Below are 12,427 nucleotides of genomic sequence, written 5' to 3'. Positions count from 1 at the left end.
GTCGACGAGCAGTAAGTTCTAAAGCATGATCCGGAAAAGTGTGCAGCGGTTTTCCGAAAAGATCATGCTCAAACAAGAACCTGAAGCGCGATGGTGATTCATCCTGATCCCATCGCGCTTTAATGCGCCGCTGACGCCGAGCGCTTGGCGGCGACCGGCTTCGGCGCTGGCTTTGCGCTTGCCTGCGGCGCGCTGTCCCAGCCGCCGTTCGGGGTCGCAACGTTGACGGCGTCGTCGGGCTGCGGCTCGGCGCTGAAGGTCTGGATCGCGAGCTTGGCAGCGGCGAGCGATTGCGGGTCGAGGCGCTTCGCCACATCGTCGCGCTTGCTGGCAGCATCGGCATCGCCCTGCGCGGCGGCCAGGCTGAACCATTTGTAGGATTCGGCGAGGTTCTGCTCGACGCCGATGCCGCGGGCATAGAGGATGCCGAGGTTGAACTGGCTGTCGGCGACGCCGCGATCGGCAGCCTTTCGGAACCACTGCGCCGCGCTCTTGTAGTTGGCGCCGCGGCCGCCGCCATCGGCATCGAGCACCGCGAGATTGTGCATCGCCTTGGCGTTGCCGCGCTCGGCGGCTTGCGTGTAATAGCGGCGCGCGATGTCGGCGTCCTTCTTCACCCCTAGGCCCTTTTCGTACAGGGTGCCGAGGCGGAAGGTCGCAGGGACGACGCCGGCCTGCGCCGCGCGGTCGTACCACTTCGCCGCTTCGTCATAATTCGTGGCGATGCCCTTGCCCTCCGCAAAGCGCACGCCGATCTCGTAGGCCGCGGTCGCATCGCCCTTCATCGCAGCGGTGCGCAGGGCCGGACCGCCGATGCCATCAGGGAGCTTCTCGCTCGGCGGCACCTGGACGAGGCCGAGCTTGGCGCGGCTGGTGCCCGACAGCGCGCCGGTGACGTCGCTGCTGGAAGTAGGCGGCGGCACGGTCGCGGCGGGCGCCTGCGGGATTTCGACCGAGGCGGTGCTGCCGGAATTGGGCGTGGGAGGCGGCGCAGTATTGTTCTGCGATTGCCGTCCGATCGGCGTCGGCGAGGTCATCGACGGCGTGACCTGCTCGGGCACGGCCGGCTTGGTCTCGACCGGCGATGGCGCGGCCTGCGGTGCCGGCTCGTTCGGAACATTCTGCATCGCCTGCGGCGCCGGCGGTGCGCTGCCGCCATCGAGCAGGTTCATCGCCATCTTGAAGGTGCCGAGCACGATCACGACCACGCTCGCGCCGACCAGCAGCGAGCGGATCTTCGAGGTGATGGTCGAGCCACCTTCCTGGCCCTTGTCCTTGCCGCGGCTCGCCGCCGTCTTGGCGGCGCGGCCGGCTTTCTCGGGTGGCTGCGCGGCGGCAGCTTGCGCGGCGCGGCGTGCGGCTGCGATGAAGCTCGACGACGACACCGGCTCCTTCGGAGCCGCGGGAATTTCGCTGATCGCACTCTCGGAGGCGGCGATGCGCTCCGAGGGCGTGGCGACGCGCCCGCCCGGCCGCGTGCCCGGCTCGAGCGGATGATCCGGCGGCAGTTCTGGCACGATCGCAGCGCGCGCCGGCGCCGTATGCGGCTCCAGGATTTCGCTGATCGCGCGCGGCGGAATGGGCGGTGCCGCTGGCACCGGCGGTGGGGCGGCCGGACTGGCAGCGTGGAATTCGCGCGGCGCGGCGACGAAGGCGGCCGGTGCAGCCTGCGCGGCAGCGGGATTGGGCAGCTCAGGCTTCGGATCGTATTTCGGCGGCTGCGGCTGCGGCCGCGGCTCGCGCGCCATCGGCGCCGGCTCGATCGGTGCCGCCATCGGCATCGGCTGAGGGGCGGGGGCCGGCGGCGCGGTGCGCACCGCGCGCAGATCGCCTTCGATCATGGAGAGGCGATCGACGACGTGGCCGAGCGCACTGTGGACGGCCTCGAGCGAGTCCTGGGTGTGCCGGTTGGTCTCGGCCTGGCTGAAACGGATGTCGGAGAGCTCGCGCTTGACGAGATCGACCATGCCGGAATCGGGCGGCGGGGCGGAGTTGCGACTCTCGGCCAGCGCGGCATAGGTCGCCTGCTGCCGCTCCAGGTGCCTGAGGATGTCGTGCAGCCCGTCCTCGACGCGGCTCAAATTGTTGTTGCGCGGATCGGAGGCGGCTTCGATCCGCTCCAGCAGATAGGAGACGCGCTGTTCGAGATGGGCGAAGGTCGAGGCCGAGTCGTTGCCGACCTGCATGCGGTCGAAACGGTCCGACAGCGCGCGGATCGCGGCTTCGAGATGCTCGGTGCTCTCGGATGGCTGGGGCCGCTCGCGGGTTTCGAGCGCGGCGGTGAGCGCCGCAATGCGCTGTTCCAGCACCGCGAAGCTGTCGCCGTGGCCGGACGCGCGGGTGATCTGGTCGACCTTGGACGACAGCAGCTGCACGTCTTCGGACAGACGCGCGAGCGCCTCGTTGGACGCGACGTTGGAAACGATGGCGCGCAGCGCGGAGATCGCGCCTTCGAGCTGCTGCACGGTCGAGGGGTCGTCATTGGCGCGCAGGATCAGGTCGAGCTTGGCGCCGAGATTGCGGATCGCCTCGTCGTAGCCGGTGAGCTGCTCGGCCGGGGTCAGCGTGCGCAGCACCTGCTTGGTGTCGGACAATGCGCGCTCGATGCCCGCGAGGATCTGGCCGTCGGTGCCGTTGGAGCGGGTCTCGTCAATACGACGGTGCAGCGAGCGGATCTCGTTCTCGATCGATTCGATCGCGCGCCGCGGCATCGCCTCGGTGATGGCGGCACGGATTTCGGCAAGCTCGCTGCGGAAAGCGGCGATCGCCTGCTCGGTAGTGTCGGGACGCTGGAGCGACTCGATCTGGCTGGTGATCTTGAGCAGATGGCGTTCGAGCGAGGAGAAATCCGGCCCCGGCTGCGGGGGCGGCGGCGCGTAGGCAGGTGCGGGCGGCGCCATCGGAGGCGCGTAAGGAGCCGCGGGCGCAAGCGACGGGGCGGCACGCGGCGGCATCTGCCTGGGCGTAAAGCCGTCGAGCTCGCTCTGGCGCGCCGTGATCTCGGCGACCGCGACGTCGAACGACGCCGGGCTCAGGGGTGGTGAGCTGCGATAGACCTGCGCGGCCGCGCGCTCGACCGCATCGGCCTGGCGCTGGCGCGTGTCGGCCGGGGCGGGGCGTGGCGCCTGCTGCGGTTGCCGCTGCGGACGGGAGATTTGCGACAGGCGCGCATCGAGCCGCGAGATCGCATCATTGAGCTGGCGCGCGACGCCCTGCTCGCGCGAGACGTCTCGTTCACGAGAAGAGTCTTGGCGCGGGGCGGGCTTTGAAATCCGTTCGATCTGCTGGGTGATCGCGTCGAGCCGCTGGTGGATGTCGGCGACTTCGCGGCTCTCCTGACTCGGCATGTGGTGCGGACGCTGGTCGTAGGGTCCGCGAAAGTTCGGCGGGGTCGTCTCGCCGAGCGTGGAGTTCAGCCAGTCGTTGAGTGACATGCCGGCTCTGCGCGCAGCAGCTTCGGCCCGCTCCCTGACGGAGGGATCGATGCCGTCAACACTCCACGATACGCGCGAATTCATGACTCTGTCCGGTTCCGACTCCGGCGCCCCACCCGGCGCCTTCAGCTTCCCCACGCGTGCCGGTTGCAAAGACAATCGAATTTGGCGCGGGTCGTCTGCCTCGAAAACCGACTTTTTCCTGTTACGGTAAATAACGAGTTAAGGAATGCGGCGCGGCTGTCTTAAAGTTGGGCGGGAGGAACTCGGGCACCCGAGCGGCGCCACTGCATCCAGGTGGCCTGCTGCCGCCAGATACTCCGCTGTCATCGCCCGCGAAGTACGCCGCGGCGGCTCGATTCCAGCCGCGCCGCCCCGGAGTACGGGATGCCCCTCTTTCGCGGGGCATGACACCGGTGGGTGTGGTGACAGTCTCCTGTCGCGTCGGGCTCAGCCCTTCCCCTCGCGCTTGCCATCCTCGATCGGCACCACCGCGGCCTTGCCGCTCATCGTCGACAGCGCCGACAGAGCCTCTTCGCAGAAATCCGCCACCATCTGCTCGTGACGGGCCCCTAAGCGGAGCAGGAGCAGGTTGCCGAGATCGAGCCGGCCTTCCGCCGTGCCGTCCGGAAAACGCTTCTTCAGGATGCGCTCGTAATTGGCATGGCGGTCGCGATGGTGCTCCAGGCGGGCCATCAGGTCGGTGCGCAGGGGCTCGATGTCGACGCTGTCGAGCGCATGCAGCCGCACCAGCAGGTCGTCCTTGATCGAGGGCGGCGTGCTTGGCCGCGCTGCCCAGTGCCGCAGCGCTGTTCGGCCCTCGGGAGTGAGCGTATAGATCAGTTTGTTGGGCTTGCCTGTCTGCACGACCTCGCGGCCCTGGATGTAGCCGCGGTCGCGCAGCTTGGAGAGCTCGCGGTAGATTTGCTGGTGGTCGGCCTTCCAGAAGAAGCCGATCGAGGAATCGAAGGTCTTGGCGAGCTCGTAGCCCGTCATCGGACGTTCCGTCAGGCATGCGAGGATTGCGTCGCCCAGCGCCATCACCGGCCTCCTGTTCTTGATCTCCGACCAATCTGCTTGACTTTATGCGCATCGGCGCATATGCGTCAATGTGCATATGAGGGAGCGTGCAGGCGGGCCAAAATCCCGGCTGAAAAATCCAGCGGAATCAACCTTCTGGCTACTGTGCATGGGGTTGTTTTCGTAACTTTTGCCCTTGCCCTAGGGAGGCACCTGAGAATGACCGGCCTCGATTCCTGGTACTCCTACATGAAGTCTCATGATCGCGCCGCGCTCTGGGACCTCCTGCATCCCGACGCGGTGTTCGAAAGCCCCGTCGTTCACACACCGCAGCGCGGCCGCGACATCACCTTCAAATACCTCTCCAGCGCCGAGAAGGTGCTCGGTGGCCCCGGCTTCACCTATGTCGGCGAGTGGACGAACGAGCGCGGCGCCGTGCTCGAATTCAAGGCCATGATCGACGGCATCGAGATCAACGGCGTCGACATCATCAGCTTCGATGCCGAGGGACGCATCACCCATTTCAAGGTGATGGTCCGGCCGCTCAAGGCCATCAACATGCTGCACCGCCTGATGGCGGAGCAGCTTGCCGCCGCCCAATCATAAGCCCAACATCATCCCTTCAGGGCCCATGCCGGGAGACCATCATGCCGATCTATAAAGCCCCTGTCGAAGACGTGAACTTCCTGCTCAACGACGTCTTCCAGATCGACCGCTACGACAATCTGCCGGGCTTCTCCGATGCGTCGAGCGACGTGCGCGAGGCGATCCTGGGCGAAGCCGCCAAGCTCGCCGAAGAAGTGCTGCAGCCGCTCAATCGCGTGGGCGATCTCGAAGGCTGCAAGCGGGCCGACGACGGCAGTGTCACCACGCCGAAGGGGTTCAAGGACGCCTTCAAGCAAGTGGCCGAAGGCGGCTGGCTCGGCCTGTCGGCGCCGACCGAGTTCGGGGGCCAGGGTCTGCCGGTGACGCTCTCGCAAGCCGTCAACGAATTCCAGATCTCCGCCAACATGGCGTTCTCGATGTATGGCGGCCTCACCATGGGCGCGACCGCGGCGCTGCTCGTCCATGGAAGCCCTGAGCAGAAGAAGACTTACGTGCCGAAGATGGTGGCGGGCCAATGGACCGGCACCATGAACCTCACTGAGCCGCATTGCGGCACCGATCTCGGCATGCTCCGCACCAAGGCCGTGCGTCAGGCCGACGGCAGCTTCAAGATCACGGGCACCAAGATCTTCATCTCGGCCGGCGAGCACGATCTCGCCGAAAACATCATCCATCTCGTGCTCGCCCGCATCGAGGGCGCGCCCGCCGGCATCAAGGGCGTGTCGCTGTTCGTGGTGCCGAAATTCCTCGTGAATGCCGATGGTTCGGTCGGGGCACGGAACGGCGTCGTCTGCGGCTCGATCGAGCACAAGATGGGCATCCACGGTAATTCGACGTGTGTGATGAACTACGACAACGCCACCGGCTGGCTGATCGGCGAAGAGAACAAGGGCATGCAAGGCATGTTCGTGATGATGAACGAAGCCAGGCTCGGCGTCGCCGTGCAGGGCCTCGCACAGTCGGAGGTCGCCTATCAGAACGCGGTCGCCTATGCCCGCGAGCGCATCCAGGGCCGTTCCCTCACCGGTGCCAAGGCACCTGACAAGCCGGCCGATCCGATCATCGTGCATCCCGACGTGCGCCGCACGCTGCTCTCGATCCGTGCCTTCAACGAAGCCGCGCGCGCATTCGTGATCTGGACCGCACTGAAGAGCGACGTCGCCCATCGTTCCGAAGACCCCAGGGATCGCCAGGCCGCCGACGACCACATGGGCCTGATGACGCCGGTGCTGAAGGGTTTCCTCACCGATTACGGCTTCGCCAACGCGGTGCAGGCGCAGCAGATGTATGGCGGCCACGGTTACATCGCCGAGCAGGGCATGGAGCAGTTCGTGCGCGATGCCCGTATTGCGATGATCTATGAAGGCGCCAACGGCATCCAGGCGCTCGACCTCGTCGGCCGCAAGCTGCCGCGCGACGGTGGGCGTGCCATCATGGCGTTCTTCGGCGAGGTCATGGCTTTCGCCAAGGAGAACGGCGGCGACGAGGCGATGAAGCCTTTCATCACCCCGCTCTCGACTTCGCTCGGCCATCTCCAGCAAGCCACCACCTGGCTGATGCAAAACGCGATGGCGAAGCCGGACAATGCGGGAGCAGCCGCGACCGACTACCTGCACCTCTTCGGCTTCGTCGCGCTCGGCTACATGTGGGCGAAGATGGCCAAGGTGACGCAGGCGAAGATTGCCGAGTCGGGCGCCACGCCCTATCTCTCGACCAAGCTCGTCACCGGCCGCTTCTTCATGGAGCGGATGCTGCCGGAGACCGCGGCCAATCTCGCGCGCATCCAGGCCGGCTGCGCCACCATCATGGAATTGCCGGCGGAAGCGTTCTGAAGCCTGCTTCCGCCGGCGTTTCCCAACAGCTTTCGAACATCACATCAGGAGGGCGTCATGCCTGAGGCATTCATCTACGATCACGTCCGCACCCCGCGCGGCCGCGGCAAGCCGGATGGCGCGCTGCACGAAGTCACGGCGCTCGCACTCGCCACGGTGCCGCTGAAGGCACTGAAGGACCGCAACAACCTGCCCGAGGACTCCGTCGACGACGTCGTGCTCGGCGTGGTCGATCCGGTCGGCGAAGCCGGCTCCGACATCGCGCGCTTCGCCGCGCTGAAGGCGGGCCTCGGCGAAGCCGTGCCGGGCGTGCAGATCAGCCGCTTCTGCGCCTCCGGCCTCGATGCCGTGAACTTCGCCGCCGCGCAGATCATGAGCGGCCAACACGATCTGGTGATCGGCGGCGGCGCCGAATCCATGAGCCGCGTCGGCATCGGCGCCTCCGGCGGCGCCTGGCCGATGGACCCCTCGATCGCAGTGCCGGCCTATTTCATGCCGCAGGGCGTCTCGGCCGATCTGATCGCCACCAAGTATGGCTTCTCCCGCGACGACGTCGATGCCTACGCCGTGCAGAGCCAGCAGCGCGCCGGCAAGGCCTGGGACGAGGGCCGCTTCGACAAGTCGGTCGTGCCGGTGAAGGACGTCAACGGCCTCACCATTCTCGCCAAGGACGAGCATATGCGCCCCAACACGACGATGCAGTCGCTGGCGCAGCTGCAGCCCTCGTTCACGATGATGGCGCAGATGGGCGGCTTCGACGGCGTCGCGGTGCAGTCGCACCCCGAGATCGAGCGCGTCAACTACGTGCACCACGCCGGCAATTCGTCGGGTATCGTCGACGGCGCCGGCGCGGTGCTGCTCGGCAGCAAAGAGGCAGGCGCGAAATACGGCATGAAGCCACGTGCGAAGATCCGCGCCTTCGCCAACATTGGCTCCGAGCCGGCGATGATGCTGACGGGTCCGGTCGACGTCACCGAAAAGCTCTTTGCGCGCTCCGGCATGAAGAAGTCGGACATCGACCTGTTCGAGCTCAACGAGGCCTTCGCCTCCGTCGTGCTGCGCTACATCCAGGCCTTCGACATCGATAACGCCAAGATCAACGTCAACGGCGGCGCGATCGCGCTCGGCCATCCGTTAGGGGCGACCGGTGCGATGATTCTCGGCACCGTGCTCGACGAGCTCGAGCGCACCAACAAGTCCACCGCCCTTGTGACGCTGTGCATCGGCGGCGGCATGGGCACCGCGACCATCATCGAGCGCGTGTAACGAGCTGCCGCAGGGTGGGCAAAGCGAAGCGTGCCCACCACTGCTGCCTTTCGCGAATGAGGGTGGGCACGGCGCAAGAGCGCCTTTGCCCACCCGACGAGATCTCAAGTCAACCGCCGCGCCTGAGATCGGCTGCGGCACCGAGGAGCAGCCACCATGTCTTACAAGAACTTCAAGGTTGAGACCGATTCCGACGGCATCGCGCTCGTCACCTGGGACATCCCGGGCCGTTCGATGAACGTGCTCGACGAGACCTCGACCAATGAGCTCGATGCGATCGTCAAGGCAACCACCGCTGACGCGGCCGTGAAGGGCATCGTCATCACCTCTGCCAAGGAAGCGTTCTGCGCCGGTGCCGACTTGTCCATGCTAGAGGGCATGAACCAGGCCTACGCCAAGGTGTTCAAGGAGCAGGGCGAAACCGCCGCGAACCAGATGCTGTTCGACCAGAGCCGGCGCTTCTCGCAGGTGCTGCGCTCGATCGAGATCTTGGGCAAGCCGTGGGCCGCCGCGATCAACGGCCTCGCGCTCGGCGGTGGTTTCGAGATCACGCTGTGCTGCCACTATCGCGTCGCGGCGGAAAATCCCAAGACCCGGCTCGGCCTGCCCGAGGTCAAGGTCGGCCTGTTTCCGGGCGCCGGCGGCACGCAGCGCGTGCCGCGCCTGGTGCCGCCGCAGGACGCGATGACCATCCTGCTCAAGGGCGACCCCGTCACGGTCGAGAAGGCCAAGGCGCTGAATTTGATTCACGCCATCGTTCCTGCCGCCGACCTCATCAAGGCCGCGAAGGACTGGATCAAGGGCGGCGGCAAGGCGGTCGCGCCCTGGGACGAGAAGGGCTTCAAGCTGCCGGGAGGTCCGGTGTTCTCCAAGGCCGGCATGATGATGTTCCCGGCCGGCAACGCGATCTATCGCCGCGAGACCTACGACAATTATCCGGCCGCGCGCGCCATCATGAGCTGCGTCTATGAGGGCCTGCAGCTGCCGATCGACGCCGCTTTGCGCGTGGAGTCGCGCTACTTCACCTCGGTGCTGCGCTCGAAGGAGGCGGCCGCGATGATCCGCAGCCTGTTCCTGTCGATGCAGGAGCTCAACAAGGGCGCGCGCCGCCCGAAGGACGTGCCGCCGACCAAGGTGAAGAAGATCGCCGTGATCGGCGCCGGCTTCATGGGCGCCAGCGTCGGCTATGTCTCGGCCCGTGCCGGCCTCGACGTCATCCTGATCGATCGCGACCAGGAGAGCGCCGACAAGGGCAAGGCGCATGCGCAGAAGGTGATCGAGGACCAGATCAAGAAGGGCCGCGCCAAGCCGGCCGACGCTGAAGCGCTGCTCGCGCGCATCACGGCGACGGCGGATTACGCCGCGCTCGAGGATGTCGATCTCGTCATCGAGGCGGTGTTCGAGGATCGCAAGGTCAAGGCGGAGACCTTCGCCAAGGCGCAGCAATATCTCAAGCCGGATGTGATCTTCGCGTCCAACACCTCGACGCTGCCGATCACCTCGCTGGCCGAGAGTTTCAGGGATCAGGGCAAGTTCATCGGCATTCACTTCTTCTCGCCGGTCGAGAAGATGATGCTGGTCGAGATCATCCTCGGCAAGAACACCGGCGAGGTCGCGCTGGCGACCGCGCTCGACTATGTCCGCCAGATCGGCAAGACGCCGATCGTGGTGAACGACTCTCGCGGCTTCTTCGCCAATCGCTGCGTCGGCCGCTATGTCGCCGAAGGCAACGAGATGTTCCTCGAAGGCGTGCCGCCGGCGATGATCGAGAACTGCGCCAAGATGGCCGGCATGCCGGTCGGCCCGCTCTCGCTGTCGGACGAAGTCGCGCTCGACCTCGGCCTCAAGATCATGAAGGCGACCGAAGCCGATCTCGGCCCCAACGCCATCAATCCCGATCAGAAGAAGCTGATGGTGGAGATGGTCGAGAAGCAGGGCCGGCTCGGCCGCAAGAACAGCAAGGGCTTCTACGACTATCCTGAGAAGGGCAAGGGCCAGAAGAGCCTGTGGCCTGGCCTCTCGGCGCTGCAGCCGAAGCAGCTCGACCCCGATACGCTCGATATCGAGGAGCTGAAGCAGCGCTTCCTGGTCGTACAGGCCGTGGAAGCCGCGCGCACGGTGGAGGATCACGTCATCACCGATCCGCGCGAGGCGGATGTCGGCTCGATCCTCGGCTTCGGCTTCGCGCCGTTCACCGGTGGCACGCTGTCCTATATCGACTTCATGGGCACGAAGAAGTTCCTCGAACTTTGCCACAAGCTGGAGGCGAAATACGGCTCGCGCTTCACGCCGCCGAAACTCCTGGAAGAGATGGCAGCGAAGGGCGAGACGTTCTACGGACGATTCGCGCCCAAGAAGGCGGCGGCCTGAGAGAGGCCTGTAGCCCGATGGAGCGTGAGCGAAATCCGGGTTACGCAGAAACAAAAATGCCGGATCATTGATCCGGCATTTTTTATTTTCCATCTCAGAACGGCGCGAATGCGCGGCCCGATACCGTCTCGTCGGCGGGACTGGCGTTCCAGCCGCCTTCGTCGTTCCGGCCACGCTCGCTCGGCACCACTCTTGCTGATCATCCACCGGATGACCCATTGGCATTGAAGGTGTCCCGCAATGATCCCCCCGGTGTCTCAAGGCAGCGCAGCCGGCGTTGCGGTGAGATGCGCTCCCCTATTGCTGCTGGTTCGGCCGTGGCCGCGCCGCAGGCTGCCCCGGCTGCGCAGAAAGATTCCGTCGGGGGTCGGCCTGGCCCTACTCGTCCTCGCCTTTGACATGGCGCTGGCCGTGCTTGCCTGGTTCGCCGTCGGTCTCGTCCTGTACTGAAAGCTCCCCTCTGTGCACGTAGAACGTCGCCGCCAGATAGGCGACCTGGCCGGCCATCAGGCAGCCGACGACGATTGGAACGCCCGTCCAAAAGCCAAAGCCCGAGGTCTGAAGCACCGTTGCGGCAAGGATCGCGGTCACCGGCGAGACCAGCAACAGAGCCCAGACTCGGAGGAATAGCCCCGTCGCCAAGCCAGTGATTGCGCTCGCGAGCAGCAGGAGGAGTACGGTCGTCACGATAGCTGTCCGGTCCAGCGGTCTGCGTCGTGTCCCGCGCTGAAGCTGAGCCAAGCGGATTGCTCCCACAAGGATGGTGACGACCGCGGAGCGCACAACGCAGAGTTATTGTTAACCCTGACAATGCTCGTAAAATTGACGTCAGAGCGCCTCGAAATTTCGGATTCCGCAAGCGACAGGAGCCCGATCGTCGGTCCGGCTCTTCGGCGTCCCGCCCGTCCCGCTCCGTGAAAGGCGGACCAACCTTCTTGGAACTGGCGCGGGCGGGCGCCAGCGCCTCGGCTCAAGCCGGATCGCCGGTCATCTGGACAATCACACGGCCTTCGGTCACGATCTCATCGCAGTCGAGGCCCAGCGCAGGGACCTGGCCCCCAAGGGGTTCAGCTTCAGGTCATCCTCACCATTTTCGAGCTTCTTGGCGCCGATTCGACCTCGACCAGCTCATCGGCCAGGCGGGCTTCCAGGACCGCGATCCGGGGATAGTGGACAGGCACCGGGCGAAGCGTACGGTTTCACGGAAATTTCCTCCGCCTGAAGCTTGGTTCGGCCGAAAGGACGACTACATGCACCTGCTTGAAATAGTCAAGATTGATGCAGGTGCATCGAATGGAGTAAGAGACGGGCGACGAGCTTGAGCGGGACCATGAAACGCAGACCATCGACCGAGGCAACAGCCGCCTGGATCCGCCTGATGCGGGTCCAGAGCCGCGTGCTCGACTGCGTCGAGCAGGACTTGAAGAAGGCCGGCTTCCCACCCCTGGCCTGGTATGACGCGCTGCTCGAATTGTCGCGGGCCCCCTCGGGCGAGCTGCGGCCGGTCGAACTCGAGCGGCAGATGCTGATCCCGCAATATTCTACCTCGCGGCTGATCGACCGCCTGGTCGACGAGGGCCTTGCCTCGCGGCGCGAATGCAAGATCGACAAGCGCGGCCAGTTCGTCGAGATCACGGAAGCCGGCCGCGAGCTGCAGAAGCGGATGTGGGGCGCCTATTCGGCTGCGATCGAGAAATATGTCGGTTCGAAACTGTCGGATGCCGATGCCGTCAAGCTCAGCAGTCTGCTCGACCGCCTGGGCTGCTCGTGCGGCGAGATGAAACTGCCGCCCGCGGGCGTCAACGAAAGCATGCCGTCGCGATGATTGCGCGGCAAACCCGCTCATCCGCGCAACCGGTGGGTTCGCGGGCCATCCCTGTCACCCGCGCGCGTTCGGTC

8 protein-coding genes and 1 pseudogene are annotated in these 12,427 nt (G+C 65.7%); 5 read left to right on the top strand and 4 right to left on the bottom strand.

Annotated features, from left to right (window positions below):
- Positions 1-119: 119 nt before the first annotated feature.
- Together P6U28_RS29330 and P6U28_RS29325 are read right to left on the bottom strand one after the other, a co-directional pair.
- Complete coding sequence (locus tag P6U28_RS29330; protein ID WP_407120323.1) at positions 120-3,518, bottom strand: hypothetical protein; 3,399 nt, start codon at positions 3,516-3,518, stop codon at positions 120-122.
- A gap of 366 nt (positions 3,519-3,884) precedes the next feature.
- Positions 3,885-4,475, bottom strand: coding sequence for a PadR family transcriptional regulator (locus P6U28_RS29325; RefSeq protein WP_407120322.1), 591 nt, complete (start codon positions 4,473-4,475; stop codon positions 3,885-3,887).
- Positions 4,476-4,673: 198 nt separating this feature from the next.
- On the opposite strand from P6U28_RS29325, the gene P6U28_RS29320 reads away from it, so the two are divergent.
- The 4 genes from P6U28_RS29320 to P6U28_RS29305 all read left to right on the top strand — a co-directional run bounded on the left by P6U28_RS29320 (position 4,674) and on the right by P6U28_RS29305 (position 10,528).
- Entirely contained in the window at positions 4,674-5,060 is a 387-nt protein-coding gene (locus P6U28_RS29320; RefSeq protein WP_407120321.1) for a nuclear transport factor 2 family protein, read from the top strand.
- A gap of 41 nt (positions 5,061-5,101) precedes the next feature.
- Positions 5,102-6,892 (top strand): acyl-CoA dehydrogenase C-terminal domain-containing protein, encoded by a 1,791-nt coding sequence (locus tag P6U28_RS29315; protein WP_122400686.1) that lies wholly within the window; start codon positions 5,102-5,104, stop codon positions 6,890-6,892.
- A 57-nt stretch (positions 6,893-6,949) separates the two neighbouring features.
- Positions 6,950-8,158 (top strand): acetyl-CoA C-acetyltransferase, encoded by a 1,209-nt coding sequence (locus P6U28_RS29310; protein ID WP_407120320.1) that lies wholly within the window; start codon positions 6,950-6,952, stop codon positions 8,156-8,158.
- Positions 8,159-8,314: 156 nt separating this feature from the next.
- Positions 8,315-10,528 (top strand): FAD-dependent oxidoreductase, encoded by a 2,214-nt coding sequence (locus tag P6U28_RS29305; protein WP_407120319.1) that lies wholly within the window; start codon positions 8,315-8,317, stop codon positions 10,526-10,528.
- Positions 10,529-10,906: 378 nt separating this feature from the next.
- On the opposite strand, the gene P6U28_RS29300 is transcribed toward P6U28_RS29305, so the two are convergent.
- Positions 10,907-11,215: a hypothetical protein gene (locus P6U28_RS29300; RefSeq protein ID WP_407120318.1), complete on the bottom strand. Its 309-nt coding sequence runs from the start codon at positions 11,213-11,215 to the stop codon at positions 10,907-10,909.
- Positions 11,216-11,501: 286 nt separating this feature from the next.
- Positions 11,502-11,731 (bottom strand): annotated as a pseudogene (locus P6U28_RS29295) (glutathione transferase GstA); the annotation flags it as partial.
- Positions 11,732-11,858: 127 nt separating this feature from the next.
- Between P6U28_RS29295 and P6U28_RS29290 the strand changes: the two are divergent.
- Complete coding sequence (locus tag P6U28_RS29290; protein WP_122400690.1) at positions 11,859-12,353, top strand: MarR family winged helix-turn-helix transcriptional regulator; 495 nt, start codon at positions 11,859-11,861, stop codon at positions 12,351-12,353.
- Positions 12,354-12,427 lie beyond the last annotated feature (74 nt).

The organism is Bradyrhizobium sp. STM 3561, assembly GCF_045571455.1.
Lineage (GTDB): Bacteria > Pseudomonadota > Alphaproteobacteria > Rhizobiales > Xanthobacteraceae > Bradyrhizobium > Bradyrhizobium vignae.
The sequence above is the reverse complement of the archived record's forward strand: the minus strand, read 5'-3'. Positions and strand labels throughout refer to the sequence as shown.